13 protein-coding genes and 1 tRNA gene are annotated in these 25,557 nt (G+C 67.8%); 2 read left to right on the top strand and 12 right to left on the bottom strand.

The genetic code is table 11. From position 1 onward, the window contains the following. Window positions 1–75 precede the first annotated feature (75 nt). The 5 genes from V6Z91_RS17245 to V6Z91_RS17225 all read right to left on the bottom strand — a co-directional run bounded on the left by V6Z91_RS17245 (window position 76) and on the right by V6Z91_RS17225 (window position 4,046). Window positions 76–150, bottom strand: a tRNA-Val gene (locus V6Z91_RS17245). Between the two features lie 37 nt (window positions 151–187). Further along, window positions 188–1,867, bottom strand: a complete 1,680-nt coding sequence (locus tag V6Z91_RS17240; RefSeq protein ID WP_338758932.1) for a response regulator — start codon at window positions 1,865–1,867, stop codon at window positions 188–190. Window position 1,868: 1 nt separating this feature from the next. Next, the gene (locus tag V6Z91_RS17235) at window positions 1,869–3,305 is read right to left on the bottom strand and encodes an ATPase domain-containing protein (RefSeq protein ID WP_338758931.1); all 1,437 of its coding nucleotides are present in this window, start codon (window positions 3,303–3,305) and stop codon (window positions 1,869–1,871) included. Window positions 3,306–3,421: 116 nt separating this feature from the next. Beyond that, complete coding sequence (locus V6Z91_RS17230; RefSeq protein WP_338758930.1) at window positions 3,422–3,769, bottom strand: ATP-binding protein; 348 nt, start codon at window positions 3,767–3,769, stop codon at window positions 3,422–3,424. Beyond that, window positions 3,723–4,046 carry a hypothetical protein gene (locus tag V6Z91_RS17225; RefSeq protein WP_338758929.1) on the bottom strand — a complete coding sequence of 108 codons (324 nt, stop codon included), beginning with the start codon at window positions 4,044–4,046 and terminating at the stop codon, window positions 3,723–3,725. The genes V6Z91_RS17230 and V6Z91_RS17225 overlap by 47 nt, the downstream gene beginning before the upstream one ends. A 252-nt stretch (window positions 4,047–4,298) precedes the next feature. On the opposite strand from V6Z91_RS17225, the gene V6Z91_RS17220 reads away from it, so the two are divergent. Further along, window positions 4,299–4,799, top strand: a complete 501-nt coding sequence (locus V6Z91_RS17220) for an arsenate reductase ArsC (protein ID WP_338758927.1) — start codon at window positions 4,299–4,301, stop codon at window positions 4,797–4,799. Between the two features lie 3 nt (window positions 4,800–4,802). Here the strand turns inward: V6Z91_RS17220 and V6Z91_RS17215 are convergent, their stop codons facing one another. The 5 genes from V6Z91_RS17215 to V6Z91_RS17195 form a co-directional block, all read right to left on the bottom strand. Beyond that, window positions 4,803–5,654, bottom strand: a complete 852-nt coding sequence (locus V6Z91_RS17215; RefSeq protein ID WP_338758926.1) for an alpha/beta hydrolase — start codon at window positions 5,652–5,654, stop codon at window positions 4,803–4,805. Further along, a complete protein-coding gene (locus tag V6Z91_RS17210) occupies window positions 5,651–6,325 on the bottom strand; it encodes a TetR/AcrR family transcriptional regulator (protein ID WP_338758925.1) in 675 nt (224 codons plus the stop codon). The genes V6Z91_RS17215 and V6Z91_RS17210 overlap by 4 nt, the downstream gene beginning before the upstream one ends. 123 nt (window positions 6,326–6,448) lie before the next feature. Continuing rightward, window positions 6,449–10,729 carry a calcium-binding protein gene (locus V6Z91_RS17205; protein ID WP_338758924.1) on the bottom strand — a complete coding sequence of 1,427 codons (4,281 nt, stop codon included), beginning with the start codon at window positions 10,727–10,729 and terminating at the stop codon, window positions 6,449–6,451. Window positions 10,730–11,034: 305 nt separating this feature from the next. Continuing rightward, window positions 11,035–13,731, bottom strand: coding sequence for an EAL domain-containing protein (locus V6Z91_RS17200; protein WP_338758923.1), 2,697 nt, complete (start codon window positions 13,729–13,731; stop codon window positions 11,035–11,037). A gap of 304 nt (window positions 13,732–14,035) precedes the next feature. Continuing rightward, window positions 14,036–15,625: a methyl-accepting chemotaxis protein gene (locus V6Z91_RS17195; RefSeq protein WP_338758921.1), complete on the bottom strand. Its 1,590-nt coding sequence runs from the start codon at window positions 15,623–15,625 to the stop codon at window positions 14,036–14,038. A 308-nt stretch (window positions 15,626–15,933) separates the two neighbouring features. Here V6Z91_RS17195 and V6Z91_RS17190 point away from each other — a divergent pair, with 308 nt between their 5' ends. Continuing rightward, window positions 15,934–17,649: a methyl-accepting chemotaxis protein gene (locus V6Z91_RS17190; protein ID WP_338758920.1), complete on the top strand. Its 1,716-nt coding sequence runs from the start codon at window positions 15,934–15,936 to the stop codon at window positions 17,647–17,649. 106 nt (window positions 17,650–17,755) lie between these two features. On the opposite strand, the gene V6Z91_RS17185 is transcribed toward V6Z91_RS17190, so the two are convergent. Together V6Z91_RS17185 and V6Z91_RS17180 are read right to left on the bottom strand one after the other, a co-directional pair. Beyond that, window positions 17,756–21,526: a TonB-dependent receptor gene (locus V6Z91_RS17185; RefSeq protein ID WP_338758918.1), complete on the bottom strand. Its 3,771-nt coding sequence runs from the start codon at window positions 21,524–21,526 to the stop codon at window positions 17,756–17,758. Window positions 21,527–21,801: 275 nt separating this feature from the next. Further along, entirely contained in the window at window positions 21,802–25,521 is a 3,720-nt protein-coding gene (locus tag V6Z91_RS17180) for a TonB-dependent receptor (protein WP_338758916.1), read from the bottom strand. Window positions 25,522–25,557: the final 36 nt, after the last annotated feature.

The raw sequence follows: 25,557 nt of genomic DNA, 5'->3' as shown, positions 1-25,557 counted from the left end.
TTTCAGCAACAGCGCTGCCACCGCCAGAACAAAAAAGGCCCACAACTCGCGTTGCAGGCCCTTCCTGATGAATCCTGGTGGGAAGTGCAAGTTTCGAACTTGCGACCCCTGCAGTGTGAATGCAGTGCTCTACCCCTGAGCTAACCTCCCGAAAGAGGCATGATTATAGGGACAAGCTTGCGCTGGGTCAAGCCCTCTTTTCTCCAGGCTGCGCACCGGCCCCTGCGCCATCGCCCGAACGCGCCCGCGCCAGTGCAGCGCAAGCGGCATTGACCACCATCTCGGTCGTGTAGGGCTTGCGCACGAACTCCACGACCAATCCCTTCAACCGGTCAGGCTCGCCGATGAACCCGCTGGCCAGCACGACAGGCAGGCGTGGATGCGTGCGCGCCAGGCGCCTGGCCATTTCCACGCCATCGAGCTTGCCGGGCATGCGCACGTCGGAGAACACGAGGTCGATCCTGTCCAGGTCACTCGACAGCGCCTGCTCGGCATTCTCGGCGCAGCACACCATGCACCCCAGCGCGGCGAACAGGGCGACGGCCACTTCGGCCACCAGCGCATCGTCCTCCACGCACAACACGCGCAAGCCGGCAAAGATTTCGGCGGGGTCGGCGGGCGGCGCGACGGAAGGTTGGGCGGGCTGTTCCTCGTCCCCGCGCGGCAGCACGATGCCGACGAGGGTGCCGGCCGGCGACGAGCGCAGGTAGGCCATGCCGCCGCTCTGCTGCGCGTAGCCGTACACTTGCGAGAGACCGAGCCCCGTGCCCTTGCCCAGCGGCTTGGTCGTGAAGAACGGTTCGAAAGCCTGCCGCGCCACCGCTTCCGTCATGCCCTCGCCTTCGTCGCGCAAGGCCACTTCCACGTAGTGGCCGCGCAAACCGGCCAGCTCGGGCAGATCGAACGCGGGCAGGTCCAGGTTGCGCGCCAGGAGGGTCACGGTGCCGCCGCGCGGCATCGCGTCGCGGGCGTTGATCGCCAGGTTCAGCAACGCGATTTCCAGTTGCGCCAGGTCCGTCTTCACCGGCCATGGCGCCGGCTCGATGTCGAGTTCCAGCTTGATCTGCTTGCCCAGCGAATGGCGCAGCAGCTGCCCCGTGGCGGGCAGTTGTTCGTCCAGGCGCACCATGGCGTTCTGCATCGGCTGGCGGCGCGCGAAGGCGAGCAGTTGCTGCGTCAGGCGGGCGGCCTGCTCCGTGGCGCGCATGATGCTGTCCAGCGGTTTCTGCAACAGGTTCAGGTCGCGCCCCATCAGGCGGATCACCTGCGTGGCGCCGGAAATCACTTGCAGCAGGTTGTTGAAGTCGTGGGCCACGCCGCCGGTGAGGCGGCCCAGCGATTCGAGTCGGCGCGATTCGGCCAGCGAGGCTTCGACCTGGCGGCGCTCGCGCACCTCGTGGGCCAGGGCGGCGGTGCGCTCGTCCACCCGGCGCTCCAGTTCGGCCGCGTGCTCGCTCAGTTGCTGCAACTGGTCGCGCACCTGGAATTGCAGCAGCCGGGTACGGTGGGCGGAGAGGATGGCCAGCAGCAGCTCTTCGCGGCGCAGCGGGCGTGTGATCAGGGTGACGTTGCCGAGCTTTTCCAGTACGCCGGTGGCCCCGCCCGGCAGCAGCGAGTTGGCGTCGGCCAGCACGATGATCGGGATATTGGACCACAACGGCTGGCTGCGCAGCTGCGCGGCCAGCTTGTCGGCCGGGCAGCGCATCAGGCCCTCCTCCGTCACGATGGCCAGCAGCGCATCCCCGTCTAGCGCGGCGATGAATGGCGCGGCGGCGGTGAACACCAGCGAGTCCAGCTGCACGGCGGCCAGCACCGTGGAGAGGACGCTGGCATCCCTGCCGACCGGGGCATACAGGGCCGCATGCATGTCAGGGCACGAGCGGGGTCATGTCTTCCTTGCCGGTGGCGGCCGCGCGGCCATCGACCGAGAAGCCCTCCTCGGTCAGGCGGAAGCGGCGGATGTCGCGGCTGTGGCGGCCGTGTCGTTTCTTCAGCACGGCGATGGCCGCCTCGATGCGGCCATCCGCTTCCTGGAAGCGCAGCGAGATCACGTTGTCGGTGATGATCGACAGCGCGTCCGGCTCGCGCGAGGTGTCCAGCGCCGCCGAGTGGGCGCCCACGATCACGGCGATCACCCCCATGTTCGACAGGTAGGAAAACAGCTCGTTCATCTGCACCAGCAGCGTGCGTTCCTCGCGCACCAGGTCCAGGTAGGAATTGATGCTGTCGATGATCACGATGCGCGCTCCGTCGGCCTCCACGGCGCGGCGCACCCGCCAGATGAAGGCGCCGGGCGAGATGCGCGAGGGATTGATGCGGTGGATGTCCAGGCCGCCCGGCTTGTCCGTGGCGTCGTGGATGCCGAAGCGCTCGATCATGCGCGAGCGCAGCGTCATCTCCGCTTCGTCGAGCACGAAGTAGGCGGCCTTCCCGCCCTGGCGCACGGCCGCCAGCGCGTATTGCAGCGCCAGCGTCGTCTTGCCCGCGCCGGCCGGGCCGATGATCATCGTCGACGTGCCGTCGAGGATGCCGCCGCCCATCATCTCGTCCAGCCCCGGCACACCGCTTTCGAGCGGCACGGCTTCGTAGTCGCGGCGGTGCTCCTCCGCGATCAGGCTGGGGAACACCAGCACCTCGTCGCGCTCGATGGCGAAATCGTGCCAACCGCTCTGGTACTCGCCGCCGCGCAGCTTGACCACCTTCAGCACCCTGCGCACCGAACCATACGAACGGTCGCGCTGCTCCAGCGTGATGGCGGCGTGCACCGCGCTTTGCAGCTCGTATTCGTGGTCGATGGCCGTCAGGTCGTCCAGCAGCAGCACGGTGGCGCCGGCGCGGCTCAAACGGTCGCGCAGCGTGATGATCTGGCGGCGGTAGTGGGAACTGTCGTGCGCCATCAGACGGATCTCGGCCATCGAATCGATCACCACGCGGTTCGCGCCGCTGCGCTCCACCTGCCCGGCGATCCCGTCGATCAGGCGCGAGAGCTCGGCGTCGCTGGGCAGCATGATGGTCTGCTCGCCGTATTCGTGCGCATCGAGCAGGTCCGGCGCGAACAGGCGGATGCCTTCCAGCGACCAGCCGTGGCTATGGGCAGTCGCCTGCATCTCGGGCAGGGTCTCGGAGAGGGTCACGTACAGGCAGTTCTGCCCCTGCTGCACGCCGGCGATCAGGAAGCGCATGCCGATCGTGGTCTTGCCGGTGCCCGGCCGGCCCTCGATCAGGTGGATGCGCCCCTCGAGCAGGCCGCCGCGCAGCACTGCGTCGAGTTCAGGAATACCAGTAGGAATGCGGTTCGTCGTCATGGCCGAAAGCCTGGATGGTTGGTGCGCCGGGCCTGCAATCTTGCTGTACCGCCCGGCGAATAGTCAAATGATTCTAACCTGAAGTATTAATTTCCAAACGCACAGTTGAAAGATGGTCAAGGCGCCTCCTCGGGGCAACCGGCGACGGGATCGAAGAGCGGCAGCGCCAGCACGAACGTACTGCCCTTGCCCGGTCCGGGGCTGGCAGCCGTCAGCACACCGCCGTGCAGGTCGGCGAGCCGCCGCGCCAGCCACAGGCCAAGGCCGAGGCCCCCTTCGCCCCGTTCCGGAGTGATGCCGGCCTGCGTGTAGGGCGCAGGTGCCGGCGCCCGGACGTGAGCACCAATGCAGCGGCGAGCCCGCAGAACATGCCGGCCGTGACTGGCGCGGAAAGACTGGTCGCCCGTTCGTGCCCACTCATCGCCAGCACGAATGGCGCTGGCGCCGCGCCGGCCGCGTAGCATGCCTCGATGGCCAGCGCGAGCACGGCCAGGGCCCCGGAAAGGCCAGGCGCCAGGGCATGCCCCCGGGCCAGCGCCATTGCGCCCACAGCGCGGCCGCGGCCAGCAGCGACAGCACCGCCGTCGCGGGCACCATGGCCGGCAGGCCCGGCGCGACCGAAATGAGCAGGCGTGCAACCGTCAGCCAGCCGCCCAGGTTGGCCACTGCCAGCCCGATGCACAGCGCGGCGGCGATCGCCGCGACCGGGTGCCCGGTTCGTTGTTCCCGCCCATCCATCATGCAATCCCGACGCGTATGTTCTCGAATCGCGGTGGCTGCCGCGCAATTGCCGTGTTGCATGTATTTTCCGTCTCCAGGCCAAAGATTACGGCGCAATCGGAGGCGGCACTGTTCGTCCAGCCACACATGCCGCTGATCCACTACCGTGCGCCCGCGCGGCTGCCGGCGAGCGGGAAAAGCCGCGGCGCCTGTCATCGGCAGGTCAAGATTCCCCGTTACCGTTGACGTTTGGCTGACAAAACGAGGATCTGAATGGAAGAGAAGGTTTATAACGTGCTGTTTCTCTGCACGGGCAATTGCGCGCGCAGCATCATGGCCGAGGCGCTGGTGACGACGATGGGCAACGGCCGCTTCCGCGGCTATTCCGCCGGCAGCCGTCCGGGCGGAACGGTGCACCCGCTGGCGCTGGAACAGGTCGCGCACACGGGTTATCCGGTCGCCCGGCTGCGCAGCAAGAGCTGGGACGAATTCGCCGCGCCGGGTGCTCCGGCGATGGATTTCATCATCACCGTGTGCGACGACGCGGCCGGCGAGTCCTGCCCCATCTGGCCGGGACACCCGATCACGGCGCACTGGGGCGTGCCCGATCCGGCGGCCGTCGAAGGCGGCGAGGAACAGCGCCGCGCCGCGTTCCACCAGGCGTTCTACCGATTGCGCGAGCACCTGAACATCTTCGTCAGCCTGCCCCTGCACATGCTGGAAAAGCACGCGATCCACCAGCAATTGCAGGCGATCCCGCGCGCCGCCGCATAACGGTCACTGCAGGGCGCGGAGGAACGCCCCGATCTCGGCCAGCGCGAACGTGCACACGCAATCGCTGCGCCCTTCCGGCTGTTCGAGCGGCGGCGGCGGCAGGCGTTTCACGGCCGTGGGAATGCCGGCGCCGATCAGCTTGGCGCCGTATTGCTCGGCTTCGTCCCGCAGCGGGTCGTCGTCGGCCGAGAGGATCAGCGCCGGCGGCAGGTTCTTCAGGCGCGACGATTGCAGCGGCGAAGCATACGGGTGCGTGCGGTCGGCCGCGTTGGGCAGGTAGGCGCGGTAGCCGCTCGCGCAGCTGCGCGCTACCTGGTCCACCACCGTCGCCTTTTCCGTACATGACGGCATGGTGCGCATCGAGCACGTGGTGAGCCCCGGATCGAGCATGGGCATGATCAGCACCTGCCCGGCCAGCGCCGGCCCGCCCCGGTCGCGCGCCACCAGCGACGCGACGGCGGCCAGGTTGGCGCCCGCTTCGATGCCGGCCACGATCAGCCGCTTGCCGTTCCACGACAGGGCCGCCTTATGCTTCTTCGCCCACAGCAGTACCGCGTGGGCGTCTTCCACCGCCGCCGGGAACGGCTTTTCGCAGGCCAGCGTATAGCCGGCCGACAGCGCCACCTGGCCCGGATCGGCTGCCACCAGGTGGCGCAGGAAGTCGTCCGCCTCGTCGATCGAGCCGCCGGTAAAACCGCCGCCGTGGAAGAATACCAGCAGGGTGTCGCGCTTGCCCGCCGCGGCGCCGGCCGTGGTGCCTGCAAAATACAGCCGGGCCGGCAGCGGCCCCGCGGCACCCGCCACTTCCACGTCGCGGGAGTCGACTTCCGCGATATCGAGCGATCGATCGTTCATTGCGTTTCCTTCATCTGGTGATGCATTGCCATCCGGACCTGTCCGGCCGCGGTTCGCTCGTTCGTCGGAAATTCCACCGGAGGGGGCAGGAAGATGCGCGCGTAGGCCTTGAATCCGCTGAGCTTGTACTCTTCGGCGCGCAACGGCTCGCGCGCGGCGAATTCCAGCGTCGCATCGGCGATCGCCATGAACATGGCATCGCCGTAGGCGGGATTCAAGTGCCCGAACAACTCGCCCTGCATGCCCGCTTCCACCAGCGCCACGTCGGGGAACATGGCCAGTTTCGCGTCGAGCGTCGCTTCCGTCAGCGCGTCGGTGGCGGCCAGGCACGTCAGGGCCCGCATCCACGCCGGGTGGGCAAGGCCCCAGTCGATGTAGCTGTTCCACTGGCGCTGGGCGCGCCGGTGCAACGGTTGCATGGGATCCAGCGCGGGATCGAACACATCGTGCAGCGCATCGCACAGGTGCCGGAAGATGTACAGGTACAGCTCGTTGAACAGCGCTTCCTTCGTCGGGAAATAGCGGAACAGGGTGCCCTCGGCCACGCCGGCCAGGGCCGAGATCGCGGCGGTGGGCGCGCCCGCGCCCCGCTGGGCCACCACTTCGGCGGCGGCATGCAGGAGCTGCAGGCGCTTTTCTTCGCGTTTTTCTTCGCTTTTAGGACGTGCCATGGGGCGAACGGGAAGCCAGGTTTAATGAGTAAGCACTCATTATAGCGGGATCCGCGTTCCACCCCGGCACGGGAGGATGTTGCCGCGGCCGGGCGGCCGCGGCGGCAGGTATTGCCTTGCTGTTTACACCATGATATCGACGATGGAGAGCGTCGACACGCCGGTCAGCTGGATGGCGAACTCCGCCGCGGCGTCCGCGTCGATATTGCCGTACAGGACACCGCTGTCGAAGCGCAGCTGCCCGGCGGCGGTGAACGCCGTGCCCGTGGCGATGAAGCCGCTGAACGCATCGTTCGTCGACGTCGCCGTGTTGGCATCGAGCGTGGACAGGTCGATCTTGTCGGCGCCCCGCGCGAAGTCGGCAATGACGTCGCATGCGCCGGCGGCCAGGCCCATGTCGGCCACGGCGTCGAAGTCGAAGATGTCATTGCCGCCACCGCCGGTCAGCGCGTCCGCCCCACCCGCGCCGGCGATGATGTTGCCGGCGCCATTGCCGACGATCGTGTTCGCTTGCGCGTTGCCGGTGCCGTTGATGGCGGCGGTGCCGGTCAGCGTGAGCGTTTCCACGTTGGAGCCCAGCACGAAGCTGGCACTGCTCTGGACGATGTCGATGCCGCCGTCGCCATACTCGTAGACACGGTCGCCGCTGTTGTCGACCAGGTAGAGGTCGTTGCCGCTGCCGCCGTTCATGTCGTCGTTGTGCAGGCCGCCGTCGAGGGTGTCGTTGCCATCGTCGCCGTACAGCAGGTCGTTGCCGCTGCCGCCATTGAGCCGGTCGTCGCCGGCTGCGCCGGTCAGCGTGTCGTCGCCGAACAGGCCCGACAGCACGTCGGCCGTCGCGTAGCCGTAGAGCGAATCGCTTTCACCCGTCGCGGCCTGCACCTTCGTCTTCACGGTGGCCACGTCCCAGGCGGTGCCGTCGGCGAACTTGATCTGCTCGACCTGGTAGCCGCCGGTGCCGTCGGTCGTGAAGTAATAATTCACGCGCAGTTCGTCGGCGGTGCCGTTGATCTTCAGTACCAGGGCCGAGCCGCCGCGGGTCGCCGTCACGTTCGCGGCGACGATGCTGGCGCCCAGCTGGATGACGTCCAGCTTGCCCGCCGTGGCCTCGTAGGCCGTGATCGTGTCCTTGCCCGAACCCCGGCCGAACAGGTAGATGTCGTTGCCCGTGCCGCCGTCCAGGTTATCGTTGCCCGTACCGCCGTCGAGCACGTCGTTGCCCGCGCCGCCGGTCAGGGTATCCTGGTCGGCCTGCCCTTGCAGGGTGTCGTGGCCGTTGCCGCCGTCCAGCCGGTCATCGTGCGCGCCGCCCGCCAGGGTGTCGTCGCCTTCATCGCCGTACAGGTAATCCACGCCGGTGGAGCCATCGAGCTGGTCGTTGCCGGCCGCGCCATACACCGTGTCGTCGCCGGCCTGGCCCGTCAACACGTCGGCCGTGGCATAGCCGTACAGCACGTCGTTCCCTCCCGTGCCCGCCTGTACCTTCGCCTTCACCGCCGCCACGTCCCAGATGGTGCCGTCGGCGAACTTGATCTGCTCGACCTGGTAACCGCCCGTCCCATCGGCGTGGAAGTAGCTGCTCACGCGCAGCTCGTCGCCGGTGCCCTTGATCGCGAGCACCAGGGCCGAGCCGTCGCGCGTCACCGTCACGCTGGCGGGCAGCAGGCCCGAGACGAGCTCGATCGTGTCGACCTTGCCGGCCGTACCGTCGTAGGCGCTGATCGTATCCTTGCCCGAGCCGATGCCGAACAGATACGTGTCGTTGCCCGTGCCGCCGTCGAGCTGGTCGTTGCCGGTCCCGCCGCTGAGCACGTCGTTGCCGGCGCCGCCATACAGCGTGTCCCGGTCGCCCTGCCCTTGCAGCGTGTCGTTGCCGTCGCCGCCGTCGAGCCGGTCGTCGTGCGCGCCGCCGGACAGGATATCCGCGCCATCCTCGCCATACAGGTGGTCTCCCCCGGTGCCGCCGTCGAGCGTGTCGTTGCCGGCCGCGCCATATACGGTGTCATCGCCGCCCGAGCCATTGATCGCGTCCGCGACCGCGTAGCCGTACAAGTAGTCGTTCTCGACGGTCGCTGCCTGCACCTTTGCCTTCACCGCCGCCACGTTCCACGTGGTGCCGTCGGCAAAACGGATCTGCTCGACCTGGTAGCCGGCGGCGCCGTCGCCGATGAAGTAGTTGTTGACGCGCAGCTCGTTGGCGGTGCCATTGATCGTCAGCACCAGCGCGGAGCCATCGCGGGTGGCCGTCACGTTCGCGGCCAGCACGCCGGCGCCGAACTGGATCGTATCGACCTTGCCGGCCGTGGTGTCGTAGGCACTGATCCTGTCCTTGCCCGAGCCCAGGCCGAACACGTAGGTGTCGCTGCCGGTACCGCCGTCCAGGTAATCGTCGCCGGCGCCGCCGTCGAGCCGGTCGTTGCCGGCGTTGCCGTACAGGTTATCGTTGCCGGTACCGCCCGCCAGCGTATCGGCCACGCCCGTCCCGTTCACGGTGACCGGCGGCGGCGTGACCGGAACGGTCGCTTTCGCCTTCACCGCGGCCACGTCCCACACCGTGCCGTCGGCGAACTGGATGGTTTCCACCACCGAGCTGCTCGTCGCATCCGTCGTGAAGTAGCCTTGGATCGTCAGCTGGTCAGCGGTGCCGTTGATCTTCAGGATCAGGTCGTTGTACGAGCGCACCAGCGTGACGTTGGCCGTCGTGATGCCGCTGCCCAGCAGCACCTTGTCGGCATTCCAGCCCACCGCATCGTTGTCCGCGTTGTAGATGCTGTCCTGGCCGCTGCCCCGGCCAAAGACGTACACGTCCGCGCCCGCGCCCCCGACCAGGTAATCCTTGCCGGCGCCGCCATCGAGCCGGTCGGCGCCCTCTTCGCCGTACAGGCTGTCGTCGCCGGTGCCGCCGGCCACCGTATCGTCGCCCGCGCCGCCATACACCCGGTCCGTGCCGCCGTCGCCGCTCACGCTGTCGTTGCCGTCTTCGCCGTACAGCAGGTCGGCTCCCGTGCCGCCCAGCACCGTGTCGTTGCCGGCCTGCCCCTGGATCGTGTCGTTGCCGTCCAGGCCTGCCAAGCTGTCGGCGCCGGCGTAGCCGGTGATCGCGTCGCTGGCCGCCGTGCCCGGCAGCACCTTGCCCTTCACGGTCGCCACGTTCCATACCGTGCCATCGGCGAACTCGATCGTTTCCACGGCGGCACTGGTGGTGGCGTCGGTGCCGAAATAGCCCTGGATCGTCAGCTGGTCGCCGGTGCCCTTGATCGTCAGCACCAGGTCGCCGTTGGAACGTTGCAGCGTCACGTCGGCCGTGGTGATGCCGGCACCGAGCAGCACCTTGTCCGCGTTCGTGCCTTGCGCATCGCTGTCGTAGTTGTAGACGGTATCCTGGCCGCTGCCCCGGCCGAACAGATACACGTCGGCGCCCGCTCCGCCCGCCAGGTAATCCTTGCCGGCGCCGCCGTCGAGGCGGTCCGCGCCGGCTTCGCCGTACAGGCTGTCGTCGCCGGTACCGCCGGCCAGCGCGTCGTCGCCCGCGTTGCCATACAGCCGGTCGGCGCCGGCGTCGCCGTTCACGGTATCGTTGCCGTCCTCGCCGTACAGCGCATCGGCACCGCTGCCGCCCCCGATGGTGTCGTCACCGCCCTGGCCCTGGATCGTGTCGTTGCCGTCCCCGCCGGACAGGCTGTCGGCGATGGCGTAGCCGGTGATGGTATCGTTGCTGGCCGTGCCGGCCAGCACCTTCGTCTTCACGGCCGCCACGTCCCACACCGTGCCGTCGGCGAACTGGATCGTTTCCACCGCCGAGGCGGTGGTAGCGTCGCTGTTGAAATAGCCCTGGATCGTCAGCTGGTCATCGGTGCCGATGATCTTCAGAATCAGGTCGCCGTATGAGCGCAGCAGGATCACGCCGGCCGGCACGATGCCGGCGCCGAGCAGCACCTTGTCGCCGTGCACGCCCGGCGCGTCGCTGTCGTAGTTGTAGACCGTATCCTGGCCGCTGCCCTTGCCGAACACATACACGTCGGCCCCCGCGCCGCCGGTGAGGTAATCCTTGCCGGCGCCGCCGTCGAGGCGGTCCGCGCCCGCATCGCCCGACAGGTAGTCATCCCCCGTTCCGCCGAGCAGCGTGTCGTCGTTGTTGCCGCCATACAGCCGGTCGGCACCCGCTTCGCCACTGATGCTGTCGTTGCCATCGTCGCCGTACAGCGTGTCGGCTCCCGTGCCGCCCAGCACCGTGTCGTTACCCGCGTAACCGTGGATCGTGTCGTGGCCATCCGCGCCGGACAGGCTGTCGGCATACCCCGAACCGGCCAGCGAGTCGCTCTCCTGGGTGCCGGTCAGCGCCGCGCCGACCGTCGGCGGGTTCATGCCCGGATAATACGGAACGTAGATGATATTGGTGGACATTGCGTGCATCTCCCTGATGATGTGTTGTCGGATTCGGCGGCCGATCAGCGCGATTGATCGGCTGACAGGGCAACCGTGTTATCAATGCATTAATACAACCTGGAATCGCCGATTAAATCCGACGCAAAGCGGGCTCGTCAATCAGGGAGACGTTGTTAATATTATTTCAATACACATAAAAACAATCGATGACAATCCGTGACAATTCGGGGGGATTGCCCGACAAATGACACGGGCAAGGAAGGGAAAAATTCAGGGAAAGGCGCCAGAGGGGCGCCAAGGCAGCGCCGGGAGAAGCGGCGCGATCAGCGCGCCGCCAATTCGGCGATCGGCGATTCCAGCGTGTGCGGCAATTCTTCCGCCGGTACCGGGCGGAACAGATAAAACCCCTGCAATTCGTCGCATTGCAGGGCTTCGAGGATGCGCGCCTGCTCCTCCGTTTCCACGCCTTCGGCGACCACGCGCATGCCCAGCGAATGGGCCATCGTGATAATGGCACGGAAGAATACTTCGCCATTCTCGTCCACGCCCAGCCGGCTCGTGAACGATTTATCGACCTTCAATAAATCGAACGCCATATTGTGCAGCATGGACAGCGAGGAATAGCCGGTGCCGAAATCGTCGACCAGCAGTTTGACGCCGAGGGCGTGGATGGCCTGCAGGTTATCCGCGGTACGGCGCGGGTCGACCACCATCGACGATTCGGTCAGCTCGATTTCCACGCACCCGGCATCGATGCCGTGGCGCGCGAGCGCGCCGGCGATGCTCTCGCGGATATCGCGCTCGTTGAACTGCCGGCTCGAGACATTGATGGACACGGGCACGCAGCCGTACACGCTGTCGCTCCAGCGCGCGATCTGCCCGCATACGGTATCGATCACCAGCTCGCCCAGGTTCAGGATCAGGCCGGTTTCCTCCGCCAGGCCGATGAACTCGTCCGGCCCCAGCAGGCCTTCGGTGGGGTGGTTCCAGCGCACCAGCGCCTCCAGGCTCGACACCTTGCTGCTCTTGCAGTTCACGCGCGCCTGGTAGTGCATCACGAACTGGTTTTCGGCGATGGCCGCACGCAGCTCCTTCTCGCGGCGGGTGCGCTGGCGCATCGCGTCGTAGAACGCCGAGTTGAACAGGTGGTAGCGGTTCTTGCCGGACGTTTTCGCCTCGTACATGGCGATGTCGGCATGCTGGTACAGCGTTTCCACGTCCTTCGCGTCGACCGGGTACAGGCTGATGCCGATGGACGTGCCGACCGAGGCGGTGCCCTTGGACGTGGAAAACGGCGCATGGAAGGCGTGCAGGATGCGGTCGGCCACGTGCTCGGCCTCCGCCGAGCCCTTGATCAGCTCCAGCACCACCACGAATTCGTCGCCGCCGAGCCGCACCACATGGTCGTGCGGCCGCACCGCCACCTTCAGCCGCTTGCCCACGTGCTGCAACACTTCGTCGCCGGCCCCGTGACCGAAGGTATCGTTGACGAGCTTGAAGCCGTCCAGGTCCACGAACAGCACGGCCACCCTGGCATGGGCCTTGTCGGCCCGTTCCAGCATGGCCGGCAGGTGCGCGCGGATCCAGGCGCGGTTCGGCAAGCCCGTCAGCGTGTCTTCATTGCCCCGGCGTTCCAGGTCCGCCATGTGCGATTTTTCCAGCGTCACGTCGCGAACCGTCACCGCCAGCACGCCGTTGGAATGCACCACGCCCACGCGCAGGTGCCATGGCTCCTGGCGGTCGCCCCGCTCGAGCTGGAAGTCGTCCTCGACGGCGCCCTGGCGGAATGCCTTGTCCAGCAGTTCCTTGATCGCGGTGGCGCCAAGTCCGCCGGCCAGGGCAGACAGGTGGGCGCCCGTGATGGCCTGGCGGGAGGAATCGAAGAATGCCGCGCCGCGCTCGTTGCAGTCCACCAGGCAGTAATCCTTGACGGCGGCGCCCGCGCCGTACACGGGCTCGCAGATGAAGAAGCCTTCGGTACCGCCTTCCGTGGCCTTGCGGTAGGCGGCCTGCGACAGCGCGAGCTGGCGACGCTCGCGGTGGAAGCGGATCGACATCATGGTGGCGATGATCACGAACACCACGAGTACCAGGTTCGCGCCGGCCGCCACGCGGATCGAGGCATTGCGCCGTTCCTCCAGCGCGGCCAGCGCTTCGGTCTGGTCGGCGGCCGCCATGACGACCATCGGATAGCCGTCCACCCGCCGCCAGGAGATGAAGCGGTTGACCGCATCGCCGAAGTCGCTGCCGGAGACATAGATATTGCCCGCCGAGGAATCGAGCGCGAAGCGCAGCGAGGATGGCACGGCGCGCGGCGGCCGGGAGCCCTCGTCCGCCCGCACCGCGCGCGTCTCGCCGTCGAGCCCCACCGCGGCGACGAATCCGTGCCTGCCGAGCACGGCCCGGTCATATCCGGCGATCAACGCTTCGCTGTCGAGCGCGACGACGACGATGCCGGCAAGGTTACCCGACACGTCGAGGATCTTGCGGGAGAATCGGATGAAGCGCTGGTCGCGGCCCGGCCGCGAGCGCGGCTTGCCGATGAACAGGACATCGGCCCGGTTGCGCTTCTGTTCCGCGTAGAACGGGAACGTGGAAATGGTGGCCAGGTCCTGTGGCGTCCAGGCTGGCGGATTGTTTGTGAACAGCATCTGCCCCTGCGCACTGAACACGGAAATGTCGAGGATGGCCTTGTCCGGCCCCACCACTTCGTCCAGCGTCTTTTGTTCCGGCTTGCCGCCGACCGCTTGCCAGTGCGAACCGACGAGCACGAGGATCTGGTCGATCATCGTGAGGTCGCGCGACAGTTGCCCGGCCTGGTTCTCGGCCACGCGCGTTGCCGTTTCATAGGCACGCTGTTCGAATTGCACGCGCTCCGAGTCGAGCACCTGGATCAAGTAGACCCAACAGGTGCAGGCCACGATCAGGCCGAAGAACGGCCATGCGAAGATCGGCAACGCCGCGGCGCGCGTCGTGCGCAGCGCGCGCGAGGCCAGCGCCATGCCCTTCGCACCGTCCATGGGTTCCCCTTGCTTCGCCTGCCGTTGTCTCGCTGCCGGCCGCCGCTGCCCGTTGCTCGTTGCTCGTTGCGTGTTGCTCGTTGCTCGCTGCTCGCTGCGTGTTGCGTGATGTGTGTTGCGTGTTGCGCGTTGCTTGTTGCGCCGGGCCGGCCGCCGATAGTTCTTCTCTTGCGCCGTATTCCTGCCGAGCTCGCTATCGCGGTGCGCTCAACCGTGGCTGTCCTGGAAGCATACGCGACGGACTAGCACCCTGCAAGCGATCGCGACTGCAGGAACGCCGGGGCGGCAGGGAAGAAGAGTCTGCTCACTGCAAGGCGGCCACGGGTGCCGGCACCGGCGCATGCCCGGCGGCCACGCGGAACTGTTGCATCAGCGTGCTCAGCACCTGCGCCTGTTGCCGCAGCGCCGTCGAGGCGGCGGCCACCTGCTCGACAAGGGCGGCGTTGTTCTGCGTCTCCGCTTCCAGGTCGCCGACCGCGTCGTTCATCCGGGCAATGCCATCGGTCTGCGCATGGGCAGCGTCGCCGATCCGCGCCATCAGCGTGCTCACGCCGCCAACGCGCTCGAGCATGCCGGCCATGGTGGCCTGCGCGCCCGCGGCCAGGTCGGCCCCCTGCCCGATCGCGGCCACGGATTCCGTGATCAGCGCCTTGATTTCACGCGCCGCCGTCGCGGAGCGCTGTGCGAGGGCCCGTACCTCCCCCGCCACCACGGCAAAGCCGCGCCCCTGCTCGCCCGCGCGTGCCGCTTCGACCGCGGCGTTCAGCGCCAGGATATTGGTCTGGAACGCGATACCGTCGATGACGGCGATGATGTCGACGATCTTCGCGGCGGAGCGGCTGATGCCTTCCATCGTGGTCGACACGGCCACGATCGCGCTGCCGCCCTCCCCGGCCACCTCGACCGCCCCCTGCGCCAGCCGCGCCGCGCTGACCGCCTGCGTACCGTTGGCCCGCACCGTCGTGGCCAGCTGGTCCAGCGCGGCCGCGGTTTGCTCCAGCGTGGCGGCCTGGCGTTCCGTCCGGCGCGACAGGTCGAGGTTGCCGTGCGCGACTTCCTCGGATGCCGCGTCGATCGCGGCCGCGGCATCGCGCACGCCGCTCACGGTGCGCGCCAGCCGCCGCGCCATCTCGTTCAGCGCGTCGAGCAGCTGGCCCAGTTCGTCCTGGCGGCCGTGGTGCAGCGCAGCCGCCAGGTCGCCGTCCGCCGCGCGTTCGGCGAACGCCACGGCGTCGCGCAATGGCCGCACGATGCTGCGGGTGAGGGCCAGGGCGAGCGCGGTGCCGGCTATCAGCGCGAGCGCGCCGAGGCCGGCCAGCAGCATGCGCATGGCGGCCAGCGTGCCGCGGGAGTCCTCGGACACCTGCCTGGCCGCCTGCGCCTGGTGGTCGAGCAGCGCGTCCATGGCGGCCATGTAGGCGGACAGGCGCGGGGCGAAACCTGCCGTCACGAGCTCGTCCACCTGCTGGGTGCGCCCCATGTCCTTTTGCCGGAAGATCTCGTCGCGCACGGCGTGGAAGCGCTGGCGCTGCTGGCGCACCGCGCCGGCCAGCGCCTGCTCCCGCGCGTCGCCACGCATGCGTTCCAGTTGGCGCGCGAGGCGGGCGGTCGTCCGCTCGCCTTCGCTCAGTTGCGTCTTGAATGCGTCCGCCACTTCCAGGCTGTCACTGCGGGCGATCGACAGCGCGCGCAAGGCGTTCAATTGCTCGCTGGCGCGCAGCTCGATGGTGAGGCGCTGGCGCGCCAGCTTGTCGTCGACCAGCACGTCGGCATTGCCGGCGACCTTTTGCAGCGACCACAGGGAAGCGAGCGTCACCACGGCAAGCATGGCGAGGATGACGGTGATGGCGGCGACAACGCGGGAGCCGGTGCGCCGGCGGAGCATGTTCAGCATGAGGCAATCGGTAGTGGTGAATCGGCATGCGGCTCCGCCCCAGCCGCGCTCACGGGGCGGCTGTCGAACGGCGCAACGCCTGCGCATTGTAGGGATACCACATGACGGCAATGTGACAAATGGAAACTTTTATTTCCAAGACAGAACGCCTGTGCGCTTCCTTGCCCGGCTGGCATGCCGCTGCGCCAACAGTGTGCACCGCAGCCGACAAACCGGTAACGCAAGGGCATGGAATCGCACGGAATGGTGGACACGATTCCTTTTTGGAAGCTAATGTTTATGCACGGCAACCACTTCCGGAGACTGTCATGCGCCATTTATCGATCAAGCAAGCCTTCGTGGCGACCTTCCTGCTTACCCTGTTGCTCGCCTCCCTCACCCTCTGGGCAATGCTGCGCGTCTCCACCAAGGAGGCTGCGGCCACGGCGGCCAGCCAGGCGCGCTATGACTCCTACCTGTTGGCCGACGAGCTGCGGCAGAGTTCCGACGACCTGACGCGCCTGGCGCGTACCTACGTGGTGTCCGGCGACGCGGCTTACGAGAAGCAGTACATGGAGATCCTCGACATCCGCAACGGCAGCAAGCCGCGCCCGGAGCACTACGAGCGCATCTACTGGGACTTCGTGGCCGGCGGCATGCCCGTGCCGCCCTCCTCCGGCCAGTCCGTGCCCTTGCAGCAGCTGATGAAGGAAGCCGGCTTCACGGAACAGGAACTGGCGAAGCTGAAGGAGGCGCAGGCGAACTCCGACGGCCTGGTGAAGACCGAGGTGATCGCGATGAACGCGGTGAAGGGCCTGTTCGACGATGGCAAGGGCGGCTTCACGCGCCAGGGCGAGCCGGACATGGAGATGGCGCGCCGCATCATGCACGACACCACATACCACCAGAACAAGGCGCGCATCATGCAGCCCGTGAACGAATTCCTGGCCATGCTCGACACCCGCACCGCCGCCGCGGTGGCGCAGGCCGGACAGGAAACGCGCACGGCGTTCGCGCTGGCGGTCGTGCTGCTGGCCCTGTCGGTGGGCGGCACGGTGCTGTGCCTGTGGCTGGTGTACCGCTATATCCAGCGCAACCTGGCCAAGGCTGCCGCCGCGGCCAGCCGCGTGGCGCAAGGCGACCTGACCGAAGACATCCAGGTGGCGCACGACGACGAGGTGGGCGTGCTGATGCGCGCGATCGCCACCATCAACGGCAACCTGGCCGGCATGATCGGCCGGATCCGCGACACCACCGAGGAAATGGCGCTGGCCACCGGCGAGATCGCGCGCGGCAATGCCGACCTGTCGGCGCGCACCGAATCGCAGGCCAGCTCGTTGCAGGAAACGGCCAGCTCGATGGAAACGCTGACCCACACGGTGCAGCGCAACGCCACCGATGCCGGCGAGGCGAACCGGCTGGCGGCAAGCGCCTCGTCGATCGCCGCGCAGGGCGGCGACGTGGTGTCGAAGGTGGTCAGCACGATGGGTGCGATCCGCGAAAGCTCGTCCCGCATCGGCAATATCACGAGCGTGATCGACGGCATCGCCTTCCAGACCAATATCCTGGCGCTGAACGCCGCCGTGGAAGCGGCGCGCGCCGGCGAGCAGGGCCGCGGCTTCGCCGTGGTCGCCTCGGAAGTGCGCAACCTGGCCCAGCGCAGCGCCGCGGCGGCCCGGGAAATCAAGGATTTGATCGGCGATTCCTCGGCCCGCGTGGAACAGGGCGCGACGATGGTGGACGAAGCGGGCAAGACGATGAACCAGGTGGTGCAGGCGGTGCGCCAGCTGGAAGGCATCATGGCCGGCATCACCAGCGCCAGCGCCGAGCAAAGTACCGGCATCACCGAGATCAACCGCGCCGTGACGATGATGGACGAGATCACCCAGCAGAACGCGGCGCTGGTCGAGCAGGCCGCGGCGGCGGCGGAAAGCCTCAGCGAGCAGGCTGCCGGCCTGTCGCAGGCGGTGGGCAGTTTCCGGCTGCGCGAGGACGCGGCGGCCGCGCGGCCCGCCCTCGCCCCGCGGCTGGCGCTGGCCCACTGAGCAAGAAGGCGCTGTTCGCCCGCTGGCAGCGCCAGCAAAAAAACCGAAGGCCAACCGCGCCTTCGGCATGAAGCCCGCTTCGGCACCGGGTGGAGGGCGAAGCAAGCTACTCGAACTTGAAGTTCACGCCGGCCATGTAGGTGGCGCCGGCGAAGGTGTCGGTGTACACATTCGGCGTGCCGTCGGCGAAGCGGGCGAACGAGCCGGTGGTGGTGCCCGTGTGGATGCGGCCCAGGTTGCGTCCTTCCACGAACAGTTCCACGTTGTCGTTCAGGCGGTAGCCGATCTTGGCGTCGATGTAGCGGGTGCCGAGCCGGAAGTTCGGCGCGCCCGGCGCATACACCGGCGCGCGTACCGTCGTCAGGCCCTCGGCCGGGTAGTTGTTCACGGCGGTGGAATTGCAGCCCGAGATGCAGCTGAATTTCTCGGACACGAACTGCACGGCCACCCGCGCCGTCAGCCGGCCGTCGTCGTACCACAGTGACGCGTTCCAGGAATGGTGCGGTTCGCCCGAGACGGGCATGATGGTGCCGGTCAGCAGGTCGCGCACGGCCGTGCCGGTCAGCTCGGACTTGTTGCGCGTGTAGTTCGCGTCCACGCCCAGGTAGCGCAGGTACCAGGGCAGGAACGTGAAGGCCGTCTTGGCCGAGATCTCGTAGCCCTTGCGCGTGTTGGGCAGCTGGTTGGTCCAGCGGCGGTAGTCGAACTGCTGGCCCGCCAGCGGCTTGCCGGTCTGGGAATCGACCGCGTTCGACCCGGCGAACAGGTTGGCCGCCGTGACGGTCTCGATCAGCGTGGCCGCGCCGATGATGCCATCCTGCTTGTAGGCAGCCACGGACAGCATGTTGTCCCGGTTCGGGTACCACTCCAGCGACAGGTTCTGGTTGTGGTTCGTCATCGGCTCCAGCGCCGGATTGCCCATCGTGCCGCTGCAGTACTGCGCGCGCGGCTCGCCGTCGGCGCCCAGCTGGTCCATGAAGCGCTCGTCGTAATAGCAGGTGCCGCTCGGGATCAGGCGGCCGCCCGGCGGGCGGGCGATGGTCTTGCCCCAGTTGTAGCGCAGCACCACCTCGTTCGGGATCAGCCACGCATTCAGGTTCACCGAAGGCAGGTAATCGGTGGTTTCCTCGGTGATCGCCGTATCGCGCCGGAATATCTGCGTGTTGACGCCGTTGGCGTTTTCGGGATCGAGCGGGTTGAAGTTCTGGTTCTTGACGGTGGACTGGAACGTGAGCTGGCCGGTACCCGTCACCTTGGTCTTCACGATGCGCACGCCCACGTTGCCGTCGAACTCGATGCCGAACGGCAGGGCGCGCTCCGTGAACGGAATGCGGTCCAGGGCGAAGTCGGTCATCAGGTAACCGGCATCGACCGTTTCCACCAGCCGGTTCATCGGCTGCGCATACATCTTGCCGTCGCTGCCCTGGCACTCCTTCAGGCAGTCCAGGTTGTAGTTCGGCACACCCAGCAGCTCGTACAGCTTGTTGATGTCGATCTCGGTCCAGCCGTCGATCAGGCCGGCCGGGCGGTCCCGGTCGCCACTGTAGAACTGCGCTGTCGGCTGCTTCGTGTAGGCCTTGGCGAAGATGTCGCGGAACTGGTCGGCCGTGATCTGGATCGTGCCCGCCAGGTTCGAGCGGGGGTCGGTGTTCGGCGTGTAGCCATATGCGCAGGGCTTGCCGCCCGCGCCCAGCGAACCCGGCGTGTTTTCGCAGATCTGGTACGTGGTGCGCAGGTTCTTGTTCGGCACATAGATGCCCGGCACATAGCCCGGCTTGCCCCATTCGCCGGTGGGCTCCTGCACCGTGAGGCCGCCCGTGCCCCAGGCCGTGTAGTCGCTCTTGCGCCGGTTGTAGCCGAACTTCATGCGCGGCAGCCAGCCGTTCGTGAAGTCGCCCGTGTTCAGGGTGAGATCGAACTTGGCCGTGCGCTCGGTCTGCTCGTTGATACGGGCATTTTGCAGCGACAGCGTGCGCGCCGGGTCCACCAGCGGCAGCTGGGCCGATGTGTAGGCCGGCGTCGGCGGGCCGAAGGCATTGCCCGCAAAGGCCGCCGCCGCCGGCTGCGGACGCAGGTTGAAGTAATTGTTCGGATCGTTGGGGTTGAAGGAAGCGGTGGGCACGTAGTTCCAGATGCCGTTCGGCAGCAGGGTAGCCTGCACCGGCCCGGTGTAGCCGCTCCAGCCGGCGCGCTTTTCATAGCGGGAGAAATCCGAGCGCGAGTCGCCCAGCAGGAGCTCGGCCAGCACGTAGCGGTTGCGCCAGGTGCCGCCGGCCTGGCTGTAGCGGGCCCGCTCCTGGATATCGAGCAGCGTGTTCTCGACGCCGAAGCCGCCGTCGGCGATCGTGTAGCCGGTGAGATGGTGGTTCGCGTCCACGCGCACCGAAGCGGGATCGATGTTCGAGACGGTACCGTTGGCCGCGCCGCCGGTGCGCCACGCCAGGTCCGGGTACCGGAAGTAGCCCGAGCCCGGCGCCACGTTGCGCGTGGCCCAGGCCCCGTTGGGCAGCTGGGTGCTCAACGCGCTGTCGATGAACGCCGGGCCGACATAGCCGTTCGGCCCCGTCACCGAAGCGGGGTTGAAGGCCGGCCCGCCATAGCCGGTGCTGGCCGATTCCGACACGATGTCGCGCACCGAGCGGCTGTGCTTGAAGTATACGGTGAGGTTGTCGTTCACCTTGAAGTCGAAGCGGATATCGCCCGAATCGCGATCCTCGTTCTGCCGGTTGACGACATAGCGCGTGCTGCTCGGCACCCAGTCGTTCCACTGCCCCAGGCACGACAGCAGTTCCAGCTGCCGCTGGTTGATCGCGTTGGTGCGGTTGTTGCCCGGCGCGAGCGCATTCTGCTGGGCCGTGGTCAAGAGGGGGAAGGCGGTATGGCAATCGGCCTTGCTGTTCGCGGCGGCCGACTTGCTGACGATCTCGTACGGCGTGGCGGCGTTGAACTTGCCGCCGCCGATCAGGTCCGACGCCATCAGCGTGGTAGTGGAGCGCTCGTCGTCCATCTTCACCGTACCGGGCTGGAACGAGAACGTCTTTTCCGGAGAATTATCGAAGTCGATCGGCCGGTAGGCACCGACCAGGTTGCTGCTGCCGCCCTGGTTGATCGAGTGCGATTCCTGGTTCAACCTGCTCTTGCCGAGGTTGACGAGCACGCCCAGGCGGCCATCCATCAGCTTCTTCACGCCCACCAGGTTCAGGTTCGGATTGAGCTTGTCGTTCAGCGTGTTCTGCTGGCCGGCCACGCGGATCGACAGGTAATCCTTCTTGAAATCGAGGCCGTTACGGGTGGTGATGCGCACGCCGCCGCCCAGCGAACCCTCGGTAAGGTCGGCGGTGGAACCCTTGATGATTTCCACGCTCTTGATCAGGTCCGACGACAGTTGGCGCATCTCGGCGGCCCGGCCGCCGGACTGGTCGGACCCGGCGTTCATTCCGCCCAGCAGGTCGGCCCCGCCGGCCGACTGCACGCCCTGCCCGTCCAGCTCCACGCGCGTGAGTTCCGGGCCGTTGCCGCGGATCGATACGGAAATGCCCTCGCCGAAATCGCCGCGGTCCACGGCCACGCCGGCGATACGCGAGATCGCGTCGGCCACGTTCCGGTCGGGGAAGGCGCCCACGTCTTCCGCCACGATCGAATCGAGCGCCGTGTCGGCGCGCTTCTTCTTCGCGATCGCGCTTTCCTGCGACTGGCGCGTGCCGACCACGGTCACGGTGGTGACCACCTCGGCCTGCTGACCCTGGCCTGCCTGTTGTGCCGCTTGTTGTGCCGCTTGTTGTGCCTGCGCGGGGGCGCCGGCGGCCAGCGAGGCGAGCGCCATCGCCACGGCGCCGGACATGCGCCGGCTGCGCAGTGCTGCTGCATGCTGCTTCATCTTGTCTCCCGTTCGTGATGGTGTTGTGACTTCATGACGAACGGCACGGAGTGATCATGGATGGATCGGGGCGGTTGGCGTGAATGGTCAAGAAGTTGATTGGAAATCGCATCGGCCGGCGGCACAGATTCGGGAAAACCGGTGTCCGACACCTGCGGTGTCCGACACCAGGCTGATCGCGCGCATCGAACGCATCCCGCGCAGCATGAGCGCTGGTGATTGATTATTGCGGGCCGTCCTGCTAGCGTTGCGGGCGGCCGCCAACGGCTGCCAAGTCAATACCTGAACGTCAACCCCGCCGCCACCCTCACCCCGCCATACCCGATCCCCAGCACATTCGAGCCACCATCCTCGTGCACGGCATAGTTGCCCGTATCCGTGCGCAGCCACGTCTTGCCCAGGTTCCGCACATCGGCGAACAGCTCGACGCCGTTGCCGAAGCGGTAAGCCACCCGAGCGTCGAGGTAGCGCGTCTCGCGCCCGAACACGGGCAGGCCGGGCACGTAGGGCAGCATCACGCGCGTGGCGCCATCGGCAGGATAGTTCTGGGCGGGGCCGTTGCCGCCGCAGGGTGCGATGCAGAGCAGGCGCTCGCCGACGGCCTGGGCGGCGATGCGGGCGCTGAAGGCGCCGTCGTCGTACCACAGCGAGAGGTTCACGGTACGCCGGGGCTCGAAGACCGGCGGCAGCACCGCGCCCGAGTTCAGGTCGCGGTACTGGGCACCATCGTTGCGCGGGCGGCTCCTGCTCACGTTCAGGTCGATGCCCGTATGCCGCAGGAAGGCGAGAAGATGCGCGGGCAGGAATGCCGGCAGCTTCGGCATGGCGGACTTGACGGCCACCTCCCAGCCGCTGCGCGATACGCCCTCGCCGTTCACCAGCGTGGGCACGGAAAAGCGGTAGCCGTCCAGCGCCTGCCCGGTGGCGGGATCGGTCACGCCGCTGCCCTGGAACAGTTGCTGGTCCGTGAGCGTGGCCTGCCGGGGCGCGCCCCGCGCGCCGTGGTGGCGGAAGTGCGCCAGCGTGAGCATCGTGTCGTCGTCCGGGTAATACTCCAGGCCCAGGTGGTGGTTCTTGCTGGACCACGGTTTCAGGGCGGGATTGCCCACGGTGGTCGTGCATTGCATGGCCTCGCCCAGGTCGGCCTGCCGCTCGTCGTAGGTGCAGGTACCGTTCGGCACCATCTGGCTCACTTTCGGGCGGCCGATCATCTTGGCCCAGCCGTAGCGCAGCGCGAGGCGGTCGGGCACCAGCCAGGCGGCGGCGTTGAACGACGGCAGGTAGTCCATGTAGCGCCGGTCCAGCGATGCGAGGCTGGTGACGGACGTGCTGGCCACGCCTTGCGCGAGCGCGGGATTGGCGGGGTTGAAGGCCGGCGTCTTCGTGATCGCCGTGATCGTCAGCAGGCCGGTGCCGCGCACGCGCGTGCGCACGGCGCGCACGCCGGCATTGCCCTCGACCCGCACGCCGTACGGCAGCGATTCGCCGGTACTGAACTCGGCCATCAGGTAGGCGGCATCGACTTTCTCGGACAGGGCGTTGACCGGCTGCGCGTACACCTTGCCGTCGTTTGCCGTGCAGCGCTTCAGGCAGCCGGGATCGTCGTTGCGGATGCCGGCCAGCGCGAACGCCTGCAACACGTCGATATCGTTCCAGCCGTCCACCTGCCCCGCCAACCGGTCGCGCGCGCCGGAAAATAGCGGTGCCGTGCGCGCCGCCATGACCTGCCCCACGATCGCCGCGAACTGCTGCGGCGTGACGGCCGTGCGGCCATCGCGCGGCGAAGCCAGCGCCGTCGACGGCGTGTAGCCGTAGGCGCATGGCAGGCCGCCGGCGCCCAGGGAGCCCGCGGTATCCTGGCAGGGATACAGGCCGCTTTCGCGCAGGCGCGGCGACGGCACCACCACCGGCGCCACGTAGCCCGGCTGGCCGTACGTGCCGGTGGCCCCCGACACCTGGTAGCCGACATGGTTCCAGAATCGGTTGTCGTAATCGCGCCGCTGCGCGCCGAACCGCAGCTTGCCGGCGAAGGGCACCAGGCCGGCCAGTGCATACGCCGCATCGAACCTGGCCGTAAGCTCGCGCGTTTCGGCGGCCGTCGGCGTGTACGCCGTGGAGAAGCCCGCGCCGGCCAGCGGCAGCTGGGCGGCCGTGTAGGCCGGCGCCGCCGGCGAGTTCACCGTTGCCGCGACCGCCGCGCGGGCCGGCTGGGCCGCCACCGGAGAATATGCCGTGTAATCCGACAGGTCATACGTCCTGCCTGACGGCAGCTCGTAGGCCCACAAGCCGCCGGGCAGGCGCCGCATCGTCACGGGGCCGTAGCCGAATCCCAGGGCGAGTCTGCGAGCCTCGCGCTGGAAATCCGACGCCACGTGCCCGACGAAGAACTCGCTCCTGAACCGGCCGGCGCGCCACGAACCGCCCAGTTGCAGGTAGGTGTTCTTCGTCTCGATGCGGTCGAGCTGCTTGTCCGTGTAGACCGCGCCGTCGGCAATGGTGGCTTGCACCACGTGATGGGTGCCGTCCACCACCACGGTGGCGGGATCGACGTTGTTCGCGCCGATATTGCCCAGCGAGTGCGTCATCCATGTTTCCCACACCAGGCGGTCCTGGCGCGTGCCCTTGGCGAACAGCGCCAGGTTGTCGTTCACCTTGTAGTCGAAGCGGATATCGCTCGAACGCCGCTTGTCGTCCTGCCGCCTGATGGCCGAGCGCACCAGCGTGGGCGTGTAGTCGTTCCACTGGTTCAGGCACGTGGCCAGTTCGTTGTTGCGCTGGGTGACGGCCGCCTGGCGGCGGCTCTGCGGCAGCGCGTTGAGTTGTGCCGCGGTCAGTGCCGGCAGGGCTGCCCGGCATGCGGCTTTCGACGGCGCGCCGGCGGCCACCGTGACCAGCTCGCGCGGCGTCAGCGCATAGGGCGAAGTGGCTGGCCTGGCGTCGGCCGCCGGGTCGCTGCGGGATACCGTGGCCGGGTTGAACGAGAACGTCTTCCGCGGCGAGCCGTCGAAGTCCCACTGCAGCGTGGGGCCGGAGCCGCCGTTCACGGACAGCTCCTGGCGGTGGTGCTCGTTGTAGGAGCGGCTCCTGTTGACGGTGGCGAGAACGCCCAGCCGGCCGCCGAGGAAGCGGTCGGCATAGACCAGGTTCCGGTCCGGCCCCCAGCGCTTGTCGATGGAATTGCGGTTGCCGGACAGGCGGCCGGATACGTAGCGTTCCTTGAAATCGAAGCCCGTGCGCGTGTGGATCAGGATGCTGCCGGCCAGGCCCCCTTCGGTGTCCGCGGCCGTGGCGCCCTTCACGATCTCGACGGACTTGATCATGTCCGACGGCAGTTCGCGGAATTCCACGCTGCGGTCGTCCGGCCCGGTCAGCGCGGCGCCGCCCGCCCCCGCCACGCCCAGGCCGTCGATCTCGACACGGGTCATGTCGGCACCGATGCCGCGCAGGCCGACCGTGATGCCTTCGCCATAGTCGCCGCGGTCCAGCGCCACGCCGGCCACGCGGGAGATCGCCTCGGCCACGTTCCGGTCCGGGAAGGAGCCCACGTCCTGGGCCACCACGACGTCGATCGCGGTGGGTGCGAAGCGCTTTTCGATGATGGAGGATTGCTGCGCGGCGCGGGTGCCGAGCACGATCACGTCCGGTACCACGGTGAGCGGTTCGGGGTCGGAGCGCGCCTCCGGCGAGCGCTCGATGAAGACCGAGCCGCCCGGGCTCACGGTGGCCGAGAGGCCGGTGCCGGCCAGCAGCCGGGCGAGCGCCTCGGCCAGGCCGTAGCTGCCGCGCAGGCCGCCGGTGCGCTGCCCCGCCAGCAGTTCCCCCGCGGCCAGCACGTTCACGTCCGCCTGCCGGGCGAATTCGTCGATGGCGGCGCTGGCCGGGCCGGCGGGAATGTCGAACGGCCTGGCGCCCGCCTGCGCGCCCGCGGGCGGCGCCAGGCCCAGCGCGCCGAGGAATATCATCGCGGCGGCGCCGCGAAGATACCGCCATGCCATCCTTCTCCCTCCCGCCCCTCCCGCCGGGGCGAGGGG

The sequence above is a fragment of the Massilia sp. METH4 genome, assembly GCF_037094685.1.
Lineage (GTDB): Bacteria > Pseudomonadota > Gammaproteobacteria > Burkholderiales > Burkholderiaceae_D > Rugamonas.
The sequence above is the reverse complement of the archived record's forward strand: the minus strand, read 5'-3'. Positions and strand labels throughout refer to the sequence as shown.